The sequence below is a fragment of the Citrobacter youngae genome (genome assembly GCF_003818115.1).
GTDB lineage: Bacteria > Pseudomonadota > Gammaproteobacteria > Enterobacterales > Enterobacteriaceae > Citrobacter > Citrobacter youngae.
In genome coordinates this window covers 195,708-220,714 of record NZ_RPOI01000005.1, presented here as the reverse complement: position 1 = coordinate 220,714, position 25,007 = coordinate 195,708, and the positions used below count along the sequence as shown (strand labels likewise).

The 25,007-nt window shown below is 51.0% G+C and carries 20 protein-coding genes; 18 read left to right on the top strand and 2 right to left on the bottom strand.

The window, feature by feature from the left end; translation table 11 throughout:
* The first annotated feature begins 148 nt into the window (after positions 1 to 148).
* Positions 149 to 952 (top strand): trehalose-phosphatase, encoded by an 804-nt coding sequence (gene otsB / locus EHN13_RS05145; protein WP_061068092.1) that lies wholly within the window; start codon positions 149 to 151, stop codon positions 950 to 952.
* Positions 927 to 2,348, top strand: a complete 1,422-nt coding sequence (gene otsA / locus EHN13_RS05140) for an alpha,alpha-trehalose-phosphate synthase (RefSeq protein WP_124021001.1) — start codon at positions 927 to 929, stop codon at positions 2,346 to 2,348. Before otsB ends, otsA begins: the two co-directional genes overlap by 26 nt.
* On the opposite strand, the gene uspC is transcribed toward otsA, so the two are convergent.
* The gene (gene uspC / locus EHN13_RS05135; protein WP_048211346.1) at positions 2,349 to 2,777 is read right to left on the bottom strand and encodes a universal stress protein UspC; all 429 of its coding nucleotides are present in this window, start codon (positions 2,775 to 2,777) and stop codon (positions 2,349 to 2,351) included. It lies immediately after the preceding gene.
* A 794-nt stretch (positions 2,778 to 3,571) separates the two neighbouring features.
* Between uspC and flhD the strand changes: the two genes are divergently transcribed.
* From flhD to EHN13_RS05095, 7 genes are all read left to right on the top strand, one after another.
* Positions 3,572 to 3,913: a flagellar transcriptional regulator FlhD gene (gene flhD, locus EHN13_RS05125; protein ID WP_211339282.1), complete on the top strand. Its 342-nt coding sequence runs from the start codon at positions 3,572 to 3,574 to the stop codon at positions 3,911 to 3,913.
* A gap of 2 nt (positions 3,914 to 3,915) precedes the next feature.
* Positions 3,916 to 4,494, top strand: coding sequence for a flagellar transcriptional regulator FlhC (gene flhC / locus EHN13_RS05120; RefSeq protein WP_167469999.1), 579 nt, complete (start codon positions 3,916 to 3,918; stop codon positions 4,492 to 4,494).
* A 124-nt stretch (positions 4,495 to 4,618) separates the two neighbouring features.
* The gene (motA, locus tag EHN13_RS05115) at positions 4,619 to 5,506 is read left to right on the top strand and encodes a flagellar motor stator protein MotA (protein WP_032939611.1); all 888 of its coding nucleotides are present in this window, start codon (positions 4,619 to 4,621) and stop codon (positions 5,504 to 5,506) included.
* Positions 5,503 to 6,432, top strand: a complete 930-nt coding sequence (gene motB, locus EHN13_RS05110; RefSeq protein ID WP_061068090.1) for a flagellar motor protein MotB — start codon at positions 5,503 to 5,505, stop codon at positions 6,430 to 6,432. The genes motA and motB overlap by 4 nt, the downstream gene beginning before the upstream one ends.
* Positions 6,433 to 6,436: 4 nt before the next feature.
* Positions 6,437 to 8,482 (top strand): chemotaxis protein CheA, encoded by a 2,046-nt coding sequence (gene cheA / locus EHN13_RS05105; RefSeq protein ID WP_101742211.1) that lies wholly within the window; start codon positions 6,437 to 6,439, stop codon positions 8,480 to 8,482.
* A gap of 21 nt (positions 8,483 to 8,503) precedes the next feature.
* Positions 8,504 to 9,007, top strand: a complete 504-nt coding sequence (gene cheW / locus EHN13_RS05100) for a chemotaxis protein CheW (protein WP_003839146.1) — start codon at positions 8,504 to 8,506, stop codon at positions 9,005 to 9,007.
* 395 nt (positions 9,008 to 9,402) lie between these two features.
* Entirely contained in the window at positions 9,403 to 12,855 is a 3,453-nt protein-coding gene (locus EHN13_RS05095) for an autotransporter outer membrane beta-barrel domain-containing protein (RefSeq protein WP_249039291.1), read from the top strand.
* A gap of 110 nt (positions 12,856 to 12,965) precedes the next feature.
* Here EHN13_RS05095 and EHN13_RS05090 read toward each other — a convergent pair whose 3' ends face one another.
* On the bottom strand, positions 12,966 to 14,237 hold the full coding sequence (locus EHN13_RS05090; protein ID WP_124020997.1) for a dicarboxylate/amino acid:cation symporter: 1,272 nt from the start codon (positions 14,235 to 14,237) through the stop codon (positions 12,966 to 12,968).
* A 407-nt stretch (positions 14,238 to 14,644) separates the two neighbouring features.
* On the opposite strand from EHN13_RS05090, the gene tar reads away from it, so the two are divergent.
* The 9 genes from tar (at position 14,645) to flhE (ending at position 24,728) form a co-directional block, all read left to right on the top strand.
* Entirely contained in the window at positions 14,645 to 16,306 is a 1,662-nt protein-coding gene (gene tar, locus EHN13_RS05085) for a methyl-accepting chemotaxis protein II (protein WP_124020996.1), read from the top strand.
* Positions 16,307 to 16,349: 43 nt separating this feature from the next.
* A complete protein-coding gene (gene tap / locus EHN13_RS05080) occupies positions 16,350 to 17,951 on the top strand; it encodes a methyl-accepting chemotaxis protein IV (RefSeq protein ID WP_124020995.1) in 1,602 nt (533 codons plus the stop codon).
* Between the two features lie 19 nt (positions 17,952 to 17,970).
* Entirely contained in the window at positions 17,971 to 18,837 is an 867-nt protein-coding gene (gene cheR, locus EHN13_RS05075) for a protein-glutamate O-methyltransferase CheR (RefSeq protein WP_124020994.1), read from the top strand.
* Positions 18,834 to 19,883 carry a protein-glutamate methylesterase/protein-glutamine glutaminase gene (locus EHN13_RS05070; protein WP_005127683.1) on the top strand — a complete coding sequence of 350 codons (1,050 nt, stop codon included), beginning with the start codon at positions 18,834 to 18,836 and terminating at the stop codon, positions 19,881 to 19,883. The genes cheR and EHN13_RS05070 overlap by 4 nt, the downstream gene beginning before the upstream one ends.
* Positions 19,884 to 19,900: 17 nt before the next feature.
* The gene (gene cheY / locus EHN13_RS05065; RefSeq protein WP_005127682.1) at positions 19,901 to 20,290 is read left to right on the top strand and encodes a chemotaxis response regulator CheY; all 390 of its coding nucleotides are present in this window, start codon (positions 19,901 to 19,903) and stop codon (positions 20,288 to 20,290) included.
* Between the two features lie 10 nt (positions 20,291 to 20,300).
* Complete coding sequence (gene cheZ / locus EHN13_RS05060) at positions 20,301 to 20,945, top strand: protein phosphatase CheZ (RefSeq protein WP_040232409.1); 645 nt, start codon at positions 20,301 to 20,303, stop codon at positions 20,943 to 20,945.
* A gap of 168 nt (positions 20,946 to 21,113) precedes the next feature.
* A complete protein-coding gene (flhB, locus tag EHN13_RS05055) occupies positions 21,114 to 22,265 on the top strand; it encodes a flagellar biosynthesis protein FlhB (protein ID WP_124020993.1) in 1,152 nt (383 codons plus the stop codon).
* A complete protein-coding gene (gene flhA / locus EHN13_RS05050) occupies positions 22,258 to 24,336 on the top strand; it encodes a flagellar biosynthesis protein FlhA (RefSeq protein WP_048211356.1) in 2,079 nt (692 codons plus the stop codon). Before flhB ends, flhA begins: the two co-directional genes overlap by 8 nt.
* Positions 24,336 to 24,728: a flagellar protein FlhE gene (flhE, locus tag EHN13_RS05045; RefSeq protein WP_048211357.1), complete on the top strand. Its 393-nt coding sequence runs from the start codon at positions 24,336 to 24,338 to the stop codon at positions 24,726 to 24,728. The genes flhA and flhE overlap by 1 nt, the downstream gene beginning before the upstream one ends.
* The last annotated feature ends 279 nt before the right edge of the window (positions 24,729 to 25,007 follow it).

Genomic DNA, 25,007 nt, shown 5'->3' with positions numbered 1-25,007 from the left:
GCTTCCGCCAATCGCCAGCCGCTACCCGGCTGGCGATTGTTTTTCTAAATGGCGAGCACGGTCACACTGTCTATACTTATACCCGTCATACATCCTATATACGGCGCGATCCGCGCGGCGTACAGACCATGACGAGGAGGAGAATCGGGTGACAGCATCGCTAACCTTACCCCCTGAGCATCCCACAAACTGTGCTTATTTTTTCGATCTCGATGGAACACTGGCTGAAATCAAACCGCATCCTGACCAGGTTGTTGTTCCACAGGCAATTCTGCAGTTATTACATCGCCTGGCCACGCAAAATGCGGGTGCTCTGGCATTGATTTCAGGGCGCTCGATGGCAGAGCTTGACGCACTCACCACCCCTTATCGTTTCCCGCTCGCCGGGGTGCATGGGGCAGAACGCCGTGATATCAATGGTCAAACCCATATTGTGCATCTGCCTGCGGTGGTCGAGCGCGAAGCGGGGGCGTTATTGCATGCGGCGCTGGCGACGTTACCGGGGACAACGCTTGAAACTAAAGGCATGGCTTTCGCTCTGCATTACCGGCAGGCGCCTGAGCATGAGGCCGCGCTGCTGGCGTTGGCGGAACGTATTACCCATATCTGGCCGCAATTGGCATTGCAGCCCGGGAAGTGTGTTGTGGAAATCAAATCACAAGACACCAATAAAGGAGATGCAATTGCGGCATTTATGCAGGAAGCGCCGTTTGTCGGACGGACCCCTGTTTTTGTTGGTGATGATCTGACCGATGAAACAGGTTTTGTCGTGGTCAATCGCGCCGGCGGTATCTCGGTAAAAGTGGGTAGCGGGGAGACTCAGGCGACATGGCGTCTGGCTGCTGTCAGGAACGTCTGGCATTGGCTGGAACAAATCAACTGTCCGCAGCAGGAACAAGAAGCAACGAATGACAGGAGAGGTGGCTATGAGTCGTTTAGTCGTAGTATCTAACCGCATCGCCTCACCGGATGACAAAGGCAGTGCTGGCGGTCTTGCTGTAGGTGTGCTGGGCGCACTGAAGGCGGCTGGCGGCCTGTGGTTCGGCTGGAGCGGTGATACAGGCAATGAGGAACAACCGTTAAAAAAGGTTACCCGTGGCAACATCACCTGGGCATCGTTTAATCTGAGTGAACAGGATTACGAGGAGTATTACTGCCAGTTTTCGAATGCCGTGTTATGGCCCGCGTTCCATTATCGACTGGACCTGGTACAGTTTCAGCGTAGTGCCTGGGAAGGCTACCAGCGGGTTAATGCCTTACTGGTTGATAAGCTGCTGCCACTGCTTAGTGATGACGATATCATCTGGGTCCACGATTATCACTTGTTACCCTTTGCCTGCGAGCTACGCAAACGTGGTGTGAATAATCGCATCGGTTTTTTTCTGCATATTCCTTTTCCGACACCCGAAATTTTCAATGCGTTGCCGCCACATCAGGCGTTGCTTGAGCAACTGTGCGACTTTGATTTATTGGGCTTTCAAACCGACAACGATCGCCAGGCCTTTCTTGACTGTCTGACGGCGCAAACTCAGGTAACTACGCTCCGCGAGAAACAGCATCTGGCCTGGGGGAAAGCGTTCCGCACGGAAGTTTATCCTATTGGTATTGCACCTGAGGAGATTGCACGGCAAGCATCAGGATCGCTACCGCCGAAACTGGCGCAGTTAAAAGCAGAACTTAAAAATGTGAAAAATATCTTCTCTGTTGAGCGGCTGGATTACTCCAAAGGCCTGCCGGAGCGCTTTCAGGCCTACGAGGCGCTGTTGGAACAGTTTCCCCAGCATCACGGTAAGATTCGTTATACGCAGATAGCACCGACTTCGCGTGAGGAGGTACAGGCTTATCAGGATATTCGTCACCAGTTAGAGACCGAGGCCGGGCGGATCAATGGTAAATACGGGCAACTGGGCTGGACGCCGCTGTACTACCTGAATCAGTATTTTGACCGTAAATTACTGATGAAGGTCTTCCGTTACTCAGATGTTGGACTGGTGACGCCACTACGCGATGGCATGAATCTGGTGGCAAAGGAGTATGTCGCCGCACAGGACCCTGCCAACCCCGGCGTCCTGGTGCTCTCGCAGTTTGCCGGGGCTGCGAATGAGTTGACTTCTGCACTCATTGTAAACCCTTATGATCGGGATGATGTTGCAGGCGCATTAAACCAGGCTCTGACGATGTCGCTTGCCGAGCGCATTTCCCGTCATGCGGCAATGCTGCAGACCATCGTTAAAAATGATATCAACAACTGGCAGGCGCGATTTATTTGCGATCTGAAGAACGTCGCATCGCATCATATAGAAAACCTGTCGCCTGACCCGCAGACAGCCTGCAGCAAACAGGCGTGATTAATCGCCGGCAAGCGGTACCAGCAACACATCAACCTGGCTTGCGCTGACCACGCTTTTCGCTGAGCAGGAGGCTCGCGAAAAGAAACTGTGGTTATGGTTGCCATAAATCACCAGATCAACCGCGTGTTTGCGGCATACATCCAGAATGTGTTCGTTCAATGTCCCATAGGTAATAAACGTGTGCTCAATGGGGTACTGCGCCTCTTTGCTTAACTGATCGATAAAATTATGGGTCTCTTCTTGCATGACTTCCCGCAGATCTTCCAGCATTGGAGCAGCAAACTGGTTATACAGTTCGGGATCTGAAACCAGGGTTATCAGACTAATGCGGGCGTTGACAGGGCGAGCGATTGAAACAGCCTTTGCTAACAGTTGGTGGCTTTCGGGGGTGGCGGCAACAGCGACAAGAATGTGCGCATAGCTCATAACTCGCTCCTTTTGTTCATGAATTATGAGAGAACTTTTCAGTTTTGATCGTATAACGCCATACTGCTACGTTTCGTACGGTAATTGTGTGAATGTCATCATGATTATTCATTAATTATTCTTATAAATAGAATAATCACTTCATATAAGCTGCAAATCTGTTCGAATGATTTAAGTTAAACTCATCTCTAATAAAAACAATTTGTTAATAAAAAGTATACATCAATTAACATTTAAACGGTTATCACAGCCCGGTATTAATTAATCAGTCTTAATATTTAAGTCTTTGTTTATAAAGAGTTTAACTGAAATGTCATTTCATATTAAATCTGTGATCCAGCTCGCTATTTCTGCGCGTGATATTAACGTTCGTAAACAGAATACTATTCGCTTTTATTGCAAGATTATTCGTATGGCTGGAATCGAAAAAGATAATGGTGGCTTAAAAAATAGCCAAAATAAAAGCTGTGCTGATGGATTTATGTTAAGTGTTTAGCTTGATTATGTGATCTGCGTCACATATTCTTTAAATTCGCAGCATGGCTACGTTGTATGTGTAACGGGTGGCGGGTAGAGTTGCGTCGAATTAGGAAAAATCTTAGACATTTGTAAGAAATGATGTGAGCTTGTAAGGGACGCGGCATTCTACGAAAGGAATGTTTAGACAACGCGTAAGCGCCATCACGTTGCTATGTATTTGACCTTTTGCTTTTTTTTTACCGGGCCTTCCCGGCGACATCACGGGGTGCGGTTCTGCCGCATGAAAATAATGTTGGTTATTATGGATGCAAATAATGCGTACATCCGAGTTGCTGAAACACATTTATGACATCAATTTGTCGTATTTATTGCTAGCACAGCGTTTGATCGTTCAGGACAAAGCGTCTGCAATGTTCCGCTTGGGTATCAGCGAGGAGATGGCAGATACATTGGCAACATTAACACTTCCTCAAATGGTCAAATTGGCTGAAACCAATCAACTGGTATGCCATTTCCGTTTCGACGATCATCAGACTGTAACGCGTTTGACGCAAGATTCCCGCGTTGACGATCTTCAGCAAATTCATACCGGTATTATGCTTTCAACACGCCTGCTTAACGACATCGATGACGCAGCGCGTAAGAAAAGGGCTTGATGATGAGCGAAAAAAGCATTGTTCAGGAAGCGCGTGATATCCAGTTAGCGATGGAATTAATCACATTGGGCGCCCGTTTGCAAATGCTGGAAAGCGAAACGCAATTAAGCCGTGGCCGACTCATCAAGCTGTACAAAGAATTACGCGGTAGTCCTCCGCCAAAAGGGATGCTTCCGTTTTCCACCGACTGGTTTATGACGTGGGAACAAAATATTCATGCATCGATGTTTTGTAATGCATGGCAATTTCTGCTTAAAACCGGTTTGTGCAGCGGCGTGGATGCCGTGATTAAAGCGTATCGGTTATATCTTGAGCAGTGCCCGCAACCAGAAGAAGGGCCATTGTTGGCGCTTACTCGTGCGTGGATCCTTGTCCGTTTTGTTGACAGTGGTTTGCTTGAATTGTCCGCCTGTAACTGCTGCGGCGGAAATTTTATTACCCACGCGCACCAACCCGCAGGTAGCTTTGCCTGCAGTTTATGTCAGCCGCCATCGCGAGCCGTAAAAAGACGTAAACTTTCCCAGAATGCTGCCGATATTATTCCACAACTGCTGGATGAACAGATCGAACAGGCTGTTTAACTGAAACGGTGTGGATAAACACTCCAGCAGCGGTAAGCGATTACCGCTGCTTTTTTTTGTCCTGACCATGAGTTAACTGCCCGACTGCGCATCCTGTCATAGTCAATTGCGAAAGGATGATGTCGTGCTTATCTTATTAGGTTACCTGGTTGTTATTGGTACAGTTTTCGGCGGTTACATGATGACCGGCGGACACCTTGGGGCACTCTATCAACCGGCTGAGCTGGTGATCATCGGTGGCGCAGGTATCGGGGCATTCATCGTTGGCAACAACGGAAAAGCCATCAAGGGGACGATGAAAGCGATCCCGATGCTTTTCCGTCGTTCAAAATACACCAAAGCGATGTATATGGATCTGCTGGCGCTGCTGTATCGCCTGATGGCCAAGTCACGTCAGCAGGGCATGTTTTCGCTTGAGCGCGATATCGAAAACCCCAAAGAGAGTGAAATCTTCGCCAGCTATCCACGCATTCTTGCGGATGCGGTGATGCTTGATTTTATTGTTGATTATCTGCGTCTGATTATCAGCGGCAACATGAACACGTTTGAAATTGAAGCGTTGATGGACGAAGAAATTGAGACTCACGAAAGTGAAGCTGAAGTCCCGGCCAATAGCCTGGCGATGGTCGGTGACTCATTACCGGCGTTCGGGATCGTGGCAGCCGTTATGGGGGTTGTTCACGCTCTGGCTTCTGCTGACCGTCCGGCGGCTGAACTGGGTTCATTGATTGCGCATGCGATGGTAGGGACATTCCTCGGGATTTTACTGGCCTATGGATTTATTTCCCCACTCGCCAGCGTCCTGCGACAGAAGAGTGCTGAAACCACCAAGATGATGCAGTGTGTGAAGATAACTCTGCTCTCCAATCTGAATGGCTACGCGCCACCGATTGCGGTCGAGTTTGGTCGTAAGACGCTCTATTCCAGCGAACGTCCTTCGTTTATCGAACTGGAAGAGCATGTTCGTGCGGTGAGGAATCCAGCAGCGCAGCAGACGACCGAGGACGCATGAAAAATCAGGCCCATCCCATTATCGTCGTAAAGCGACGCAAACATAAAAATCACGGTGGTGGGGCGCATGGTTCGTGGAAAATTGCCTACGCCGATTTTATGACCGCGATGATGGCCTTCTTTCTGGTGATGTGGCTTATTTCCATCTCCAGCCCTAAAGAACTGATTCAAATTGCCGAATATTTCCGTACTCCGCTGGCCACTGCGGTGACGGGCGGAAATCGGATCTCGAATAGCCAAAGTCCAATTCCTGGTGGGGGTGATGATTACACCCAGCAGCAGGGGGAAGTGAATAAGCAGCCCAACATTGATGATCTGAGAAAGCGCATGGAGCAAAGTCGCTTGAGCAAGCTACGTGGCGATCTTGATCAACTGATTGAATCCGATCCTAAGCTGCGTGCACTACGCCCACATCTGAAAATTGATTTGGTCCAGGAAGGGCTGCGGATACAGATTATCGACAGTCAGAACCGCCCGATGTTTAAAACCGGAAGCGCAGAGGTTGAACCTTACATGCGTGATATTTTGCGGGCGATTGCGCCGGTGCTGAATGGGATCCCAAACCGTATCAGTCTTTCTGGTCATACGGATGATTATCCCTATGCCAACGGTGAGAAGGGATATAGCAACTGGGAACTGTCTGCCGATCGCGCCAATGCATCGCGTCGCGAGTTGGTCAGCGGCGGACTGGATGATGGAAAAGTATTACGGGTGGTAGGTATGGCCGCCACGATGCGTCTGAGCGATCGCGGTCCCGAGGACGCCATCAACCGCCGTATAAGCCTGCTGGTTCTGAATAAGCAGGCCGAAGAGGCCATTTTGCATGAAAACGCTGAAAGCCAGAATGAGCCGGTAAGTGTCTTACAACAGCCAGTGGCGATGCCGCCGGCAAGCGTTCCCACATCGCCACCAGCCAATCCGAGGTGATAGCGTGAGCATGGATATTAGCGATTTTTATCAGACATTTTTTGATGAAGCTGACGAACTGTTGGCTGACATGGAGCAACACCTGCTGGATTTGGTGCCTGAAGCCCCGGACTCCGAACAGCTGAATGCCATTTTTCGTGCAGCGCACTCGATTAAAGGCGGGGCGGGCACTTTCGGCTTTACCATTTTGCAGGAAACGACCCATCTGATGGAAAACCTGCTGGATGAAGCGCGGCGTGGCGAGATGCAGCTCAATGCCGACATTATCAACCTGTTTTTGGAAACGAAAGATATTATGCAGGAACAGCTCGACGCCTATAAAAACTCAGAGGAGCCGGATGCCGCCAGCTTTGAGTACATTTGTAATGCGTTACGACAGTTAGCGCTCGAAGCAAAAGGTGAAACCGCGCCCGCGGTGGTCAATAGCGCCAAACTGAGCGTTGTTGATAGCACGGCGATACCAGACGAGGTGGTTGCACAAGCCGCCCCTGTCACTGAAGAGATCAAAAAGCGGATCATTCTCTCGCGCCTGAAAGCCAGTGAAGTCGATTTACTGGAAGAGGAACTGGGGAATCTGGCGACCTTAAGCGATGTGGTCAAAGGTGCCGATACGCTGTCGGCAACGATCGACGGTAGCCTCGCTGAAGATGACATTATTGCTGTGCTCTGCTTCGTCATTGAAGCGGATCAGATTGAGTTCGAAACTATCACTGTCGCGCCGACTGTTGCAGAAACGCCAGCTGTCGCGGATGTCGTCGAACCACAGCCGCTACCGGTTGCTGCGCCTGCGCCGGTGGTCAAAGCGACCGCCAACGAAGCGCCGCATGGACGGGCAGAGCGTGAGAAACCAGCCCGCGCCAGCGAGTCGACCAGCATTCGCGTGGCGGTTGAGAAGGTCGATCAGCTGATTAACCTGGTGGGTGAACTGGTCATCACACAGTCAATGCTGGCTCAGCGCTCTAATGAACTGGATCCCGTCAATCATGGCGATCTCATCACCAGCATGGGTCAGTTACAACGTAACGCCCGCGACTTACAAGAGTCGGTGATGTCGATTCGTATGATGCCAATGGAGTATGTGTTCAGCCGTTTCCCACGTCTGGTGCGCGATCTGGCCGGTAAGCTGGGTAAACAGGTCGAACTGACGCAGGTGGGGAGCTCAACCGAACTCGATAAGAGCCTGATTGAACGCATCATTGATCCATTAACGCACCTGGTACGTAACAGCCTCGATCACGGTATTGAATTGCCGGAAAAACGCATCGAATCCGGGAAAAGCCCGATTGGTAATCTGACACTTTCTGCCGAACACCAGGGCGGGAATATTTGTATCGAAGTGACTGATGATGGCGCGGGTCTGAACCGCGAACGTATCCTGGCGAAGGCTATTTCCCAGGGGATGCCGATCCACGAAAATATGAGCGATGACGAAGTCGGCATGCTGATCTTCGCCCCGGGATTCTCGACCGCCGAGCAGGTGACGGATGTTTCCGGGCGCGGTGTCGGTATGGATGTGGTGAAGCGAAATATCCAGGAGATGGGCGGTCATGTTGAGATCCAGTCAAAACAGGGTCAGGGCACAACCATCCGTATCTTACTGCCGCTGACGCTCGCTATCCTTGATGGCATGTCCGTTCGTGTAGCCGATGAAGTGTTTATCCTGCCGCTGAATGCGGTGATGGAATCTCTGCAACCCCGTGAAGAAGATCTCCATCCGCTGGCCGGCGGAGAGCGCGTTCTGGAAGTGCGTGGTGAGTATTTACCGCTGGTTGAGTTGTGGAAAGTCTTTGAAGTTGAAGGTGCAAAAACCGAAGCAACTCAGGGTATTGTAGTGATTTTACAAAGTGCAGGGCGTCGCTACGCGTTGCTGGTCGATCAGCTAATTGGTCAACACCAGGTGGTGGTAAAAAACCTGGAGAGCAACTACCGCAAAGTGCCAGGCATTTCCGCAGCAACGATCCTCGGCGACGGTAGCGTCGCGCTGATTGTCGATGTCTCTGCATTGCAGGGGTTAAACCGCGAACAACGTGTGGCAATCACAGCCGCCTGATTGAGTAAGAAAGGGAAGAATATGACCGGTATGAGTAATGTAACTAAACTGGCCGGCGAACCGTCAGGTCAGGAATTCCTCGTGTTTACGCTGGGGGATGAAGAGTACGGTATCGATATCCTGAAAGTGCAGGAAATCCGCGGCTACGATCAGGTTACGCGTATTGCCAATACGCCAGCCTTTATTAAAGGTGTGACTAACCTGCGCGGCGTGATTGTGCCGATTGTTGATCTGCGTGTGAAATTCAGCCAGAGCGATGTGGATTACAACGAGAACACCGTGGTGATTGTGCTGAATCTGGGACAACGGGTGGTTGGGATTGTCGTGGATGGCGTATCCGATGTGCTGTCGCTGACGACCGATCAAATCCGACCGGCACCGGAATTCGCGGTTACGCTGTCAACGGAATATCTGACGGGACTGGGCGCGTTGGGAGATCGGATGCTGATTCTGGTTAACATTGAGAAATTGCTGAACAGCGAAGAGATGGCGCTATTGGATATCGCGGCTTCGCATATGGCATAAAAGTAGTCAATATTATCATTCTTTGTAATATTTAGCTGGCAGTTATTAAACGCCCTCCACAATATGGAGGGCGTTTTGCTTTTAATTTTATGTGTAGGGAAGCCAGGTAATAATGGTTGTTTTATTTTGATTTTGAATGTTTATATTTATCTTATTCACTTGGTTTATTTTTATTTTTTTTCTTTAATTAAAACTAGCGAATCTTTATAGTATCTGTCGTTTGCGGGTACATATAATATAATCTACAAGTGCAATATATAAATAATTTATCTTTTAGAATGATTTATATTGCAAATGAATATGTAATGAAGTTGTGCCTCCTGATTTTTCTATTGGCGTAGAGGGAACTAAATGTGAATGCTATATATAATATAGTCTGGAGTACGGCGCGTAATATGTTTGTGGTCGCTGGTGAGTTTTCCCGCGGTAATAATGGAATGCGTAATAGCATCAGGGTAACAGGTCTGGCAACATTAATATGCAGTGCTGCTGTCAATGCTGCCGGGTTAGGCCCACAAAACGGTGCATCAATTATTTTGAATGATAATGAAGTCGTTACGGCGAGTGGACAAACAAATACCACGGGTGTTGAGAGCATCACTACCGGCGGTGATGGCTTACAGATTAAAGGAAAAGCAACTATCAACGTATCGGGTGAAACTTTGTCTACCGGGGTTTCACTGGATAATGGCACCAAAAATGATTTAGGCACGAATACCGAAATCCATGTCGTCGATACGGATGGCACACAAAATTCAAGTAAAAATACCACCGGAATTTTGATTTCAGGTAATAACCTGGGTACAGAAGTAACAGCATCCGGTATTAATATTGATGTTTCGGGTAAAAATAATGTTTATGGATTTAAAAATATAGGCAAAGACAGTAACGTCGATCTTGGTAGTGGAAGTTCTATTACAGCCATAACTGAAACTGATTATAGTATTGGTGGGATAGGTGATGCCCGCGGTGTCTATTTATTAGGCGGTAGTGGTACTTTCACCATGGATAATGGTTTTATCCATGCTACAAGTATAGATAACACTGCGTGGGGGATTCAAAGTACGGGTAATGCTAAAATTGATTTAGGTAAAAATAGCCAGGTGGTTGTAGAGGGCAATAATATTGCAACCGGTATTGAGATAGGTACTGATGGCGTATTAGATGCCGATCAACTCACTGTCACTGCAACAGGACTGGCAACAGATTATGGTTCTGTGACAGGTTTAAAGCTGGGTAAAAATAATCATGTTGATTTGGGAGATAACAGCAGAGTAACCATCAATGGTGCCTCCGATCTTGCTGAAGGCATCTACGTTATGGGTCCCGATGCTACGTTAATCGCCAATAATATGGATATTAATATCAGTACGACTCTGGATTGCCGTACAGGGGGGTGTACCACGCGTGGCATCGCTATTAATGGGGCCGGATCACGCATTGATTTGGGCAGCGGATCGACCATCTCAATCACCGGGTTCTATGATGGGGCTGGAGTAACGATAAACCCCGCGGCAAAAGGTTCTGAATTTATTGCTGATAATCTGACGATTGATGTGACTGGGACGCAGGTAAGTGCAATATCAATGAGCACAGGTTTTATGGATTTAGGCCAAAACAGCATCATAAGCGCAGCCGGAGGGGCGACGACCCTCTGGGTGACGGGGGGCGAATTCCACGCGGATGCGCTTACCGTCAATACCGCTCAGTCTGTGGGCATCATTGCGCAGGGGGGCGATGTGATGATTGGCGCAGGCAGCGTTGTTGACGGCAGAAGTTCTGCCATGTTGGGCTCTGCGACCAGCGGTATCGCTGCGACCTCCGGGAGTACTCTTGATTTTAAAGGGGATGCCGACAATCGAAATGTTATTTACGCGATCGATGGTTATGGCGTGTCATCCCAGTTCTACGGCGCAACGGTTAATATCGCGAATACCGATATTCTCATGAGTGGGCAAAATAACCCTTACGGGCTTTGGGCGATAGGAAGTAATAATTTAAACCGTCCGGGAATAATTAATGGTGAAAACCTGACCATTGATGTGACAGCGAGTGGGGCAAATGGTTATGGCGCGGTGGTTCAGCAGGGCGGGGCAATATCGCTGACCGGTGACACTACCATTAAAACCCAGGATGGTGTCGCTATTCTTGTTCCTGTTGTTACCGACAGTGCGGGAAATCTCTTACCCGGCGGGACGGTGACCGGTTCAGGTGTAATGGATATTACGGGCGATATCATTAGCGCGGGTGAAGGCAGTATTTCACTGGATATGGCGTCTGGTTCGCGGTTGGTGGGGGCGACGTTTGTTAACACCGAGCCGACGGTAGACTCCTCGCTGAATCTCTCACTGGCTGAACAGACGCAATGGACAATTACCGGTGATTCTTCTTTAACTCAATTAAATAATGCCGGAGATATTGTATTTGATACTCCTTCACAGAACGGACAATTTAAAACGCTGACGATTAATGGGAATTATCATGGCGATAACAGTCATCTTTATCTGAACACGCAGTTAGGGGATGACAATTCACCGACGGATAAAGTGATTATCACTGGTGATACATCCGGTAGCACGACGCTCTATGTCAATAACATCGGGGGGGAAGGGGCGTTAACAACAAAAGGTATTGAAGTGATTGATGTCGGCGGTCAGTCTGATGGCGTTTTTACTCAGGGTAATCAGGTGCAGACAGGTTTGTATGAATACCGATTGTATGAAGACGGCGGTGACTGGTATTTGCGTTCGCAGGCTGTCCCGCCGGTAGATCCGGATGATGGCGACGATGTTACACCGGTAGACCCGGATGATGGCGACGATGTTACGCCGGTATACCCGGACGATGGCGGTGATGTTACGCCGGTATACCCGGACGATGGTGGTGATAGTAAACCGGTAGATCCGCAATATCGGGCTGATATTGGCGCTTATCTGGGCAACCAGTGGATGGCGCGTAATCTGCAAATGCAGACCCTTTATGACCGCGAAGGGAGTCAATTACGTACCGATGATGGCAGTATGTGGATGCGCTTTAAAGCAGGTGATGCGTCGTCAACAGCGGCAGACGGTCATGTGGATATTGACAACACTTACTCGCAACTGCAAATCGGTGGTGATGTGCTTAGCTGGGATAATGGCGAGCAGAGCCTGAAGGCGGGACTGATGGTGAGTTACATTAACGCCGACACGGACAGTACAGGCAACCGTGGTGCTGATGGGAGCCGGTTCTCTGCCAGTGGTAACGTAGCCGGTTATAATCTCGGCGCTTATGCCACCTGGTTTGCGGATGCGAAGAATCACAGCGGGCTGTATGTGGATAGCTGGTACCAGTACGGCCTCTACAATAACAGCGTCGATAACGGCGATGTCGGGTCAACAGATTATGATTCGGCGGCCAGCGCGGTCTCCTTGGAAACGGGCTATCGGTACGACATCGGACTTGAAAACCTGAATACTGTCAGCCTGACGCCACAGGCTCAGGTGACATGGCAGCAATATAAAGCGGACGCGGTTGTGCAGAATGGAACGCGTATTGACGGACAAAACGGTGACAGCTGGACCACGCGCCTCGGACTGCGGGTAGATGGCAAGCTGCACAAGAATACCACGTCGGTTATCCAGCCGTTTGCGGAGGTGAACTGGTTACACACCAGCGATGATGTTGCCGTTTCGTTTGATGGCGTGCAGGTGAAGCAGGATCTTCCGGCAGATCGCGCCGAGGTGAAAGTGGGTATCCAGGCGAATCTGAATAGCCAGTGGAGTATCACTGGACAAGTGGCGGGTCAAAAAGGACGTAATGACTATGGCGATCTCAGCGGTAGTTTGCTCGTACGTTACAGCTGGTAATTGATGTAAATTATCATCCAGGTGTTGTTGAAATACCCCAGCCTGTGGCTGGGGTAATCTTTGTTGATTTGCTGCTCTTGTTTACTTAGCTCGCTCTTGTCTTAAAAAAGTTAAGCCTTAATCTCTTCTGTGATGTTTTCTGAAGACTCGCTTTCTTCCAGTAAACCTTCATCCTGTGCCAGCATCGCCGTTGCAATCCCGTTACCTAATACGTTGATTGCTGAACGTCCCATATCCAGGAAGTGGTCAATACCCATCAGTAGCAGAATTCCGGCAACCGGAATATTAAAGCTTGGGATGGTTGCCGCCAGCACCACCAGCGCTGAACGCGGCACACCGGCTATCCCTTTTGACGCCAGCATCAATGTCAGCATCAGCACGGTAATTTCCGCGAAGGAAAGGTGGATGTTATAAGCCTGTGCGATAAACATGGAGGCGAACGAGCAGTAGACCATGGAACCCACCAGGTTAAACGAATAACCGATAGGCAGTACAAATGACACGATATTGGGCGAGCAACCAAATTTGGTTAATTGCTCCAGCGTTTTCGGATAAGCGGCTTCGGAGCTGCTGGTGGTGAAGGCAACCAGAACCGGGTCTTTGAGCATACTGACCAGGCGGAATACCTCTTTTTTCAGCATCATATAACCCACGGCCAGCAGGAACAGACAGGTCAGTAAAATCGCCACATAATAACCACCAATGAACGATGCGTAGTTGAGCAGGATCCCCAGGCCCTGGGTGGAGATAACGGAAGAGATAGCGGCAAAAATAGCCAGCGGCGCAACATACATCACGTAGCCGGTCACCTTCAGCATAATGTGGGAGACCACATCCAGCGCAGCAACCAGCGGTGCGTTAAATTTTTCGCCGAGCGAAGCACCACCGATTCCGAAGAACATCGAGAATACGACGATTTGCAGGATCTCATTATTCGCCATCGCTTCGGCGATGCTGGTGGGAATGGTATGCGTCAGAAAACCTTTCAGGCTCATACCACCAACGGCCAGGCCGGTATCAGTGGCTTCCAGCGGGATCGCCAGGTTCAGACCGCTGCCGGGTTGTTCGAGGGAGACCACAAACAGGCCGACCAGAATAGACAGAATAGAAGAGCTGATAAACCAGATCATCGCTTTGCCGCCCACGCGCCCGATGGTTGAGGTTTCGCCCAGGCGCATAATACCCACGGTCAGGGTACTGAATACTAAAGGTGCAATTACCATCTTAATCAGGCGCAAAAAGATGTCGGTGAGCAGCGTAATATTATCGGCCCAGGCGGTAACGACGCCGGGGGAGGCATAAGAGTGGATCACCGCACCCGACAGGATCCCCGCCAGCATGAAGATCACAATAAACAACGTGAGTTTGTTTGCATTTGCCACTAAAAAGCCCTCAGTAAGGATTTAACATTTATTGTTCTGTTACTCATTTTTTATACTTATTAAGTGGTAACGAAATATTCATCATATAAATTGGATTAAAGCGTAAGCAGATACAACTTTTTTTAATTTTTTATCCATTTTGTTGTGGTATTTGGCGAGTGATTATGTGATCGGAGTCACACGAAAAAGGGGCGGAGAATACAAATAGCGGCAAAATCAGGCGAGTTGAAAATGTTATTTGCATGATAATTATGATGTTTTTATGTAAATGGGTTGTGGTTTCTGTGCCTCCGGCTTTCCCTCCGCCCACCGGGCCTTGCTTTCCTGATGGATTTCCTTTTTGCAAACGTAAAGTTATCTCAGTGAATGCCGATAATGTTGATAACTCGTTTTCAGGAAGGTGCCTTATGTTTAACCGTATCCGCGTTGTCACAATGCTGATGATGGTGCTGGGGGTTTTCGCACTGCTACAGCTTGTTTCCGGTGGTCTGTTGTTTTCTTCATTGCAGCAGAATCAGCAAAGTTTTGTTATTTCTAACGATCTTCGACAGCAGCAAAGCGAACTCACCTCAACATGGGATCTGATGCTGCAAACACGCATCAATTTGAGTCGTTCCTCTGCGCGCATGATGATGGATGCGTCCAACCAGCAAAGCAGCGCGAAAAACGATCTGCTGAAGAATGCGAAAGCGTCATTGGCGCAAGCCGAAGCGCATTACGCTAATTTCAAAAAAATCACGCCGTTGCCTGATATGACGGATGCCAGTGGTAACGTCGATGAAAAATATCAGCAGTACCATGCGGCCCTGGTGGAGCTCATCCAGTTCCTTGAAAACGGCAACATGGATGCCTATTTCGCACAGCCAACTCAGGGCATGCAAAATGCCCTCGGCGCAGCGTTAGGTAAATATGCAGATGTTAGCGAGAAACTCTACCGCCAGGCCTTTGATCAAAGTGCAAGCGATTACCATTTTGCCCAATGGCAACTCGGCATTCTGGCTGTAGTGCTGGTACTGATTCTGGTGGTGGTGTGGTATGGCATTCGTCATGCCTTGCTAAACCCTTTGTCTCGTGTCATTGCGCATATCCGTGAAATTGCCAGCGGTAACTTAACCGCAACTCTGGCTGTCAGCGGTCGTAATGAAATTGGCGAGCTGGCCAGCACGGTCGATCATATGCAGCGTTCGCTAACCGAAACGGTAACCCTGGTGCGCGAAGGTTCGGATGCGATTTATTCCGGTACCAGTGAAATTGCCAGCGGTAACACCGATCTTTCATCCCGTACTGAACAACAGGCTTCCGCGCTGGAAGAAACAGCAGCCAGCATGGAACAGTTGACGGCTACCGTGAAGCAAAATGCGGACAATGCGCGTCAGGCCTCGCAACTGGCGAAAAGCGCCTCCGATACCGCGCAACATGGCGGCAAAGTGGTTGATAGCGTGGTGAATACCATGCACGAAATCGCCGATAGTTCGAAGAAAATTGCCGACATTATTAGCGTTATTGATGGCATTGCATTCCAGACAAACATTCTTGCGCTGAATGCGGCGGTAGAAGCTGCGCGTGCCGGTGAACAAGGCCGTGGTTTTGCCGTCGTTGCCGGTGAAGTGCGTAACCTGGCGAGCCGCAGTGCGCAGGCAGCAAAAGAGATTAAAGCGCTAATTGAGGATTCTGTATCGCGGGTTGATACCGGTTCTGTATTGGTAGAAAGCGCCGGGGAAACCATGCATGACATCGTTAATGCGGTCACGCGTGTGACTGACATCATGGGGGAAATCGCCTCGGCATCCGATGAACAAAGTCGAGGGATAGATCAGGTTGCGCTCGCCGTGTCTGAAATGGACCGGGTTACGCAACAGAACGCCTCGCTGGTGCAGGAGTCGGCCGCTGCCGCTGCCGCACTTGAGGAGCAGGCCAGTCGCCTGACCCAGTCGGTGTCGACATTCCGCCTCGCGTCACGTCCTTCATCATCAAAGACACGAGATACACGACTACCTGCGACAGCGACTCCGGCGTCACAACCGCGCCAGCTAGCCACCGAACAAGATGCGCATTGGGAAACATTTTGACTGACAGCTAAACCGCGGCCTGCGCCGCCTGATGGGAGCGTTGATGTTTAATCGTATTCGAATTTCGACCACGCTGTTTTTGATTTTAATCCTCTGCGGTGTTTTGCAGATTGGCAGTAATGGCTTGTCCTTCTGGGCATTTCGGGATGGTTTTCAGAACCTGAACCAGGTCGAACAGAGTAATCAGCAACGCGCTGCGCTGGCGCAAACCCGCGCTGTGTTATTACAGGCCAGTACTGCGCTTAATAAAGCAGGCACGTTGACGGCTCTGAGCTATCCGCCAGAGGATATCAAAGCGCTGATGACGATTGCACAGGACAGCCTGGCCCAGTCCGAATCGATATTTAAACGCTTTATGGCGACGACAGAGACGGCAGAAGAGGGGAAGGCGCTGCAAAGCGCAACCGAGAAAAGTTTCAGTCAATGGCATAGCGATCTGGTTCACCAGGCAACCTGGCTGGAAAATAATCAGCTGTCAGATTTTTTGACCGCCCCGGTGCAGGCTTCACAGGATGCCTTTGATGCAAACTTTACGGCGTGGCAAAACAACATCAACCAGGTATTGCAAAAAGCAGAGGATCACAGCCAGCGTAGTTACCATATGTCCGGGGTGATTTTCGCCACCATGCTGGTACTGGCGGCGCTATTAACGACTGCAGCGCTGTACTGGTCGCGCAAAATGATTGTACAGCCGCTGGCTATCATCGGTAGCCATTTCGACAGTATTGCGGCGGGTAATCTGGCGCGACCGATAGCGGTTTATGGGCGTAATGAGATTTCAGCCATTTTTGCCAGCCTGAAAGCGATGCAACAGGCACTGCGTGAGACGGTCAGTGAGGTACGCCAGGGGAGCTCGGCAATGCATACCGGGATCTCGGAAATCGCGATGGGTAATAACGACCTGTCCTCGCGAACTGAACAGCAGGCGGCATCGCTGGCGCAAACGGCAGCCAGTATGGAACAGCTTACCGCTACCGTGGGGCAAAATGCGGATAACGCGCGACAAGCCTCAGGCATTGCCAAAAGTGCGGCAGACACAGCGCATAAAGGTGGCGAGCAGACGTCCCGGGTTGCCAGCACCATGCATGAGATTTCTGCCAGCTCGCAGAAAATCGGCGACATCATCGGTGTGATTGACAGCATTGCCTTCCAGACCAATATCCTGGCGTTGAATGCCGCGGTCGAGGCCGCTCGTGCGGGGGAGCAAGGGCGTGGTTTTGCCGTCGTCGCTGGTGAAGTGCGTAATCTGGCAAGCCGTAGCGCGCAGGCGGCGAAAGAAATTAAGGGGCTCATTGAGGAGTCAGTCACCCGGGTACATCAGGGCTCGCAACTGGTGGATATGGCGTCGCGCACGATGACGGAAATTGTCAGTTCGGTGACCCGGGTTAACGACATCATGGGCGAGATTGCCTCGGCATCCGATGAACAGCGCAGAGGCATTGAGCAGGTGGCGCAGGCCGTCAGCCAGATGGACTCAGTGACGCAGCAAAACGCCGGGCTGGTGGAAGAAGCCGCATCCGCCACCGGACAACTCGCCACGCAGGCCGATAATCTTTCCGCCTGTGTCGCATTTTTCAAGCTTGAAGAGCAAACCGTAGCAAAACAAGAGTTGGCGCAGCCGCAGGTTGCGCCCGTTGTATCCTGAATGTGATTGAGAAGGCGCTATGACATCATCTCTGCCCACCGGGCAAACGTCATTATTGTTACAGATGACACAGCGCCTCGCGCTGTCTGACGCGCATTTTCGTCGGATATGTCAATTAATCTACCAGCGTGCGGGGATCGTACTGGCCGACCATAAGCGGGACATGGTTTATAACCGCCTGGTTCGCCGGTTGCGTACCCTGGGACTGGATGATTTTGGTCGCTATCTCAGTATGCTGGAAGCCAACCAGAACAGTGCTGAGTGGCAGGCTTTTATTAACTCCCTGACCACCAATCTGACCGCTTTTTTTCGCGAAGGGCATCACTTTCCTGTGCTGTCTGACCACGCCCGTCGACACAGCGGTGAATATCGCGTCTGGAGCGCGGCAGCGTCTACCGGAGAAGAACCTTACAGTATTGCGATTACGCTGGCCGATACCCTGGGTATGGCGCCGGGTCGCTGGCGTGTTTTTGCGAGCGACATTGATACTGAGGTGTTGGAAAAGGCAAGAAGCGGTATTTACCGTCTTGACGAGCTAAAGACGTTGTCGCCACAGCAGTTGCAGCGTTATTTCATGCGCGGTACCGGGCCTCATGAAGGGCTGGTGCGCGTACGGCAGGAACTGGCAAGCCATGTTGAGTTTTCCAGCGTGAATTTACTGGACAAAAAATACAACGTGCCAGGCCCGTTCGACGCCATATTCTGTCGTAACGTCATGATCTATTTTGACAAAACGACTCAGCAGGACATTTTGCACCGTTTTGTTCCACTCCTTAAACCTGACGGACTGCTGTTTGCAGGTCATTCAGAAAACTTTAGCAACCTCGTGCGCGAGTTTAGCCTGCGCGGGCAGACGGTGTATGCGCTAGGTAAGGATAAAGCATGAGTAAAATCAGGGTATTGTCGGTTGATGATTCTGCATTGATGCGTCAAATCATGACCGAGATTATTAACAGCCACAGCGATATGGAGATGGTTGCGACGGCACCTGATCCTTTGGTTGCGCGGGATCTCATCAAAAAATTTAATCCCGACGTTCTGACGCTGGATGTTGAAATGCCGCGCATGGACGGCCTCGATTTTCTTGAAAAGTTGATGCGTCTGCGTCCGATGCCCGTGGTGATGGTCTCTTCACTGACTGGCAAAGGGTCTGAGGTCACGCTGCGGGCCCTGGAGTTGGGGGCAATTGACTTTGTCACCAAACCTCAGTTGGGGATCCGCGAAGGAATGCTGGCGTATAGCGAGATGATTGCGGAGAAAATCCGCACTGCATCGCGCGCAAAACTGGCCGCCCACAAACCTACGGCAGCGCCAGCGACCTTGAAAGCAGGACCGTTACTCAGTTCGGAAAAACTGCTGGTTATCGGCGCATCAACCGGAGGAACAGAGGCAATTCGTCATGTACTCCAGCCATTGCCGCTTTCAAGTCCCGGTATTCTTATTACCCAGCATATGCCGCCAGGATTTACCCGTTCGTTCGCCGAACGTCTGAACAAACTGTGTCAGATAACCGTGAAAGAGGCTGAAGACGGAGAACGTGTGCTTCCTGGGCATGCGTATATCGCGCCTGGCGACAAGCATATGGAACTGGCGCGTAGCGGGGCGAACTACCAGATCAAAATTCATGATGGCCCGCCGGTTAACCGGCATCGGCCTTCAGTGGATGTGCTGTTCCATTCGGTGGCGAAACATGCGGGGCGCAATGCCGTCGGGGTGATCCTGACAGGTATGGGCAACGATGGGGCCGCCGGAATGTTAGCGATGAACCAGGCGGGTGCCTGGACCATTGCGCAAAACGAAGCAAGTTGTGTGGTGTTCGGCATGCCGCGCGAGGCCATCAATATGGGTGGCGTAAGCGAAGTGGTCGATCTTAGCCAGGTAAGCCAGCAAATGCTGGCGAAAATCAGTGCCGGACAGGCAATACGTATTTGAATCAGGAGTTTATTTTTATGGCGGATAAAGAGCTTAGGTTTTTGGTTGTGGATGACTTTTCCACCATGCGTCGCATTGTGCGTAACCTGCTGAAAGAACTGGGTTTTAACAACGTTGAAGAAGCTGAAGATGGCGTAGACGCGTTGAACAAACTGCAGGCAGGGGGATTCGGATTTGTGATTTCCGACTGGAACATGCCTAACATGGACGGTCTTGAACTGCTGAAAACCATTCGTGCTGACGGCAGTATGTCTGCCCTGCCGGTGCTGATGGTGACGGCAGAAGCGAAGAAAGAAAACATTATTGCGGCAGCACAGGCGGGTGCCAGTGGTTATGTTGTAAAACCGTTCACCGCGGCGACGCTGGAAGAAAAACTCAATAAGATCTTTGAGAAACTGGGCATGTGAGGATGTGATGATGATGCAACCACAAATTAAACCTGTTGACGAGCACTCGGCAGGGGACATCATTGCGCGCATCGGTAGTTTGACCCGAATGCTGCGCGACAGCCTGCGTGAACTGGGGCTGGATCAGGCCATTGCCGAAGCGGCGGAAGCCATTCCTGACGCGCGCGATCGCCTGGACTACGTTGTACAAATGACTGCACAGGCGGCAGAGCGTGCGCTGAACAGCGTAGAAGCTTCACAGCCGCATCAGGATGCCATGGAAAAAGGGGCAAAAGACCTGACCAAACGCTGGGATGAATGGTTCGAAAATCCGATTGAACTGTCCGATGCCCGTGAACTGGTCACTGATACCCGCCAGTTCCTTGGTGATGTCCCCGGTCATACCAGCTTTACCAATGCCCAATTGCTGGACATCATGATGGCGCAGGATTTCCAGGATCTCACCGGTCAGGTTATCAAACGCATGATGGATGTTATCCAGGAGATTGAGCGTCAACTGCTGATGGTGCTGCTGGAAAACATTCCGGAACAGGGCGCTCGTCCAAAACGCGAGAACGAAAGCTTGCTGAACGGTCCGCAGGTTGACACTTCTAAAGCCGGCGTAGTGGCAAGCCAGGATCAGGTCGACGACCTGCTGGATAGCCTCGGTTTCTGATGTGTATTTGCCGGATGCGGAAGGAAACTTCTCATCCGGCTTACATGTTATTCATCGGCAATTGGCGTTAAAGCCATAAATCCCGTCTTTTTTACCGCTTACTCTTCCCATTGTTGCATGGCTGTTCTGGCATCATTCACGCCTATATCTCTATCCAGGGTCTGATGCGTGGCAGAAGAAAGCGACGACGACAAAACAGAAGCCCCCACACCCCACCGACTTGAAAAAGCACGGGAAGAAGGGCAGATACCCCGATCCAAGGAGCTAACCTCACTGCTTATTTTGCTGGTGGGCGTGTGCATTATCTGGATTGGCGGGGAGTCGCTCGCCCGCAGACTGGCCGGTATGCTGTCGGCCGGATTACGTTTTGACCACAGTATGGTCAACGACCCAAACCTGATCCTGAGTCAAATCATTTTGTTGATTAAAGACGCCATGATTGCGTTGTTGCCGCTGATTACCGGGGTAGTGCTGGTGGCATTGATCTCCCCGGTGATGCTTGGCGGCTTGATCTTCAGTGGTAAATCGCTGCAACCCAAATTCTCAAAGCTGAATCCGTTACCAGGTATTAAGCGTATGTTCTCGGCGCAAACCGGGGCGGAGCTGCTCAAAGCCATATTAAAATCCACGTTGGTGGGTAGCGTAGCGGGCTTCTATCTCTGGCACAACTGGCCGGAGATGATGCGCCTGATGGCCGAATCCCCAATTACGGCGATGGGTAATGCGCTGGATTTAGTCGGTATGTGCGCATTACTGGTGGTGCTTGGCGTCATCCCGATGGTGGGGTTTGACGTCTTTTTCCAGATTTATAGCCACGTGAAAAAACTGCGGATGTCGCGTCAGGATATCCGTGACGAATTTAAAGAAAGCGAAGGTGACCCGCACGTTAAGGGCAAAATTCGCCAGATGCAGCGTGCGGCCGCACAGCGCCGCATGATGGCGGATGTGCCGAAGGCGGATGTTATTGTGACCAACCCTACGCACTATTCGGTTGCCTTGCAGTACGACGAAAACAAAATGAGCGCGCCAAAAGTTGTGGCTAAAGGGGCCGGGCTGGTGGCATTGCGTATTCGAGAGATTGGCGCGGAGCACCGTGTCCCAACGTTAGAAGCTCCGCCGCTGGCGCGTGCGTTATATCGCCATGCTGAGATCGGTCAGCAAATACCTAGCCAATTGTATGCCGCCGTTGCCGAAGTGTTGGCATGGGTATGGCAGCTAAAACGCTGGCGTCTGGCTGGCGGCACACCGCCACCACAACCTGGAAACCTTCCGGTGCCTGAAGCACTGGATTTTATGAACGAGAAGAATACTGATGGCTAATCTGGTCGCGATGCTGCGTCTGCCCGGCAACCTGAAATCCACGCAATGGCAAATTCTTGCCGGGCCGATCCTCATTCTGCTGATCCTGTCGATGATGGTGTTGCCGCTTCCGGCCTTCATCCTCGATTTACTGTTCACCTTTAACATTGCGCTGTCGATCATGGTGCTGTTGGTGGCGATGTTCACTCAGCGCACGCTTGAATTCGCCGCATTCCCAACGATTCTGCTGTTCACCACTTTGTTGCGCCTGGCACTGAACGTCGCGTCAACGCGTATCATTTTGATGGAAGGACATACCGGTGCCGCGGCGGCAGGTAAGGTGGTGGAAGCCTTTGGTCACTTCCTGGTCGGCGGTAACTTTGCCATCGGTATCGTGGTCTTCGTCATTCTCGTCATCATTAACTTTATGGTTATCACCAAAGGTGCGGGACGTATCGCGGAAGTGGGTGCGCGCTTCGTGCTGGATGGGATGCCGGGTAAACAGATGGCGATTGATGCCGATCTGAATGCGGGATTGATTGGTGAAGATGAAGCAAAAAAACGCCGTTCTGAAGTGACACAGGAAGCCGATTTTTACGGCTCCATGGACGGTGCGAGTAAATTTGTTCGTGGGGATGCCATCGCCGGTATTCTGATCATGGTCATCAACGTGGTGGGCGGTTTGCTGGTTGGGGTGTTGCAGCACGGTATGAGCATGGGCAGTGCGGCAGAAAGCTATACCCTGCTGACCATCGGTGACGGGCTGGTAGCCCAGATCCCTGCGTTGGTTATCTCAACGGCGGCGGGGGTTATCGTAACCCGCGTGAGTACCGATCAGGACGTGGGTGAGCAGATGGTCACCCAGTTGTTCAGCAACCCAAGCGTTATGCTGCTTAGTGCGGCGGTCCTCGGTTTACTGGGGCTGGTACCGGGAATGCCAAACCTGGTGTTTCTGATGTTTACCGCGGCATTGCTGGGGCTGGCCTGGTGGATGCGCGGACGCGAGCAAAAAGCGCCAGAAGAAGCTCAGCCGGTGAAAATGCCGGAAAACAACTCGGTGGTGGAAGCTACGTGGAGTGATGTTCAGTTGGAAGACACGCTGGGAATGGAGGTTGGGTATCGCCTGATTCCGATGGTGGACTTCCAACAGGACGGCGAATTGCTGGGGCGTATTCGCAGCATTCGTAAGAAATTTGCCCAGGATATGGGGTTCCTGCCGCCAGTGGTACACATTCGCGACAATATGGATCTGCAACCTGCCCGCTATCGTATTCTGATGAAAGGGGTCGAGATTGGTAGTGGTGATGCTTACCCTGGGCGCTGGCTGGCTATCAACCCAGGTACCGCGGCCGGATCGCTGCCAGGGGAGAAAACAGTTGATCCTGCTTTTGGTCTGGATGCTATCTGGATTGAAAGCGCGCTAAAAGAGCAGGCGCAAATTCAGGGCTTCACCGTTGTCGAAGCCAGTACGGTCGTTGCCACACATCTGAACCATCTGATTGGCCAGTTTGCCGCAGAGCTTTTTGGTCGCCAGGAGGCGCAACAGTTATTGGATCGAGTTTCACAAGAAATGCCAAAACTGACAGAAGATCTGGTGCCGGGTGTGGTCACACTGACCACACTGCACAAAGTGCTGCAGAACCTGTTGGATGAAAAAGTCCCTATTCGTGATATGCGCACCATTCTTGAAACGTTGGCGGAACATGCCCCGTTACAGAATGATCCGCATGAACTTACCGCAGTGGTGCGTGTGGCGCTTGGACGGGCGATTACTCAGCAGTGGTTCCCGGGTAACGAGGAAGTTCAGGTTATCGGACTTGATACACCGCTTGAGCGTCTGTTGTTGCAGGCGTTACAGGGCGGTGGGGGCCTTGAACCTGGTCTGGCAGACCGGTTGCTGGCACAGACGCAGGAAGCACTGTCGCGTCAGGAAATGTTGGGTGCGCCGCCAGTATTGCTGGTGAATCATGCGCTGCGACCTCTCCTTGCGCGTTTTTTACGCCGCAGTATTCCGCAGTTGGTGGTGTTGTCGAATATGGAGCTTTCCGATAACCGCCATATCCGTATGACCGCGACCATTGGAGGTAAATAATGCGTACATTTCTTTGGCTGTTGCTTTTTCCACTGGCGGCACAGGCCGCCGGGGAAGGGACATGGCAGGCAAGTGGTATGGGGATTACCTTAAATTATCGTGGGGAGTCGGCTTCATCTTCGCCTTTGGTTCCCAGCCAGCCCGTTTCCGGTCTGATGACGCTGGTCGCCTGGCGCTATGAATTAAATGGTCCTACGCCTGCGGGGTTACGTGTGCGCTTATGCTCTCAATCCCGTTGTGTCGAACTGGATGGACAAAGCGGTACCACCAATGGCTTTAATAATGTCCCTGCAATTGAACCAATGCACTTCGTCTGGGAAGTGCCTGGTGGCGGTCGCCTGCTCCCTGCCTTGCAGGTTCAGAGCAATCAGGTGATTGTGAACTACCGTTAATTCCCTTCTTTACGTCGGCCAGCAGGCGAAACTGCTGGCCACCTCGCAGTTCTGATCAACCATCCCGATTAAAAAGAAACGCTGTTTTATAAAATCAGTGACCTGTGTTATCGGACTCTTTGTGCTATTGCCATTTCGCAAAAACCCCTGGCAGAAACAAAAAGGTTTCCCCTGCGGTTAGCTTTTACTGTGGCCCGGTAATGATACCCAATGTTTACGAAGCACTTTAGGGTAACAACACACAGGGTTATCCGAATCGTAATAAACCTGCCGCGCCGA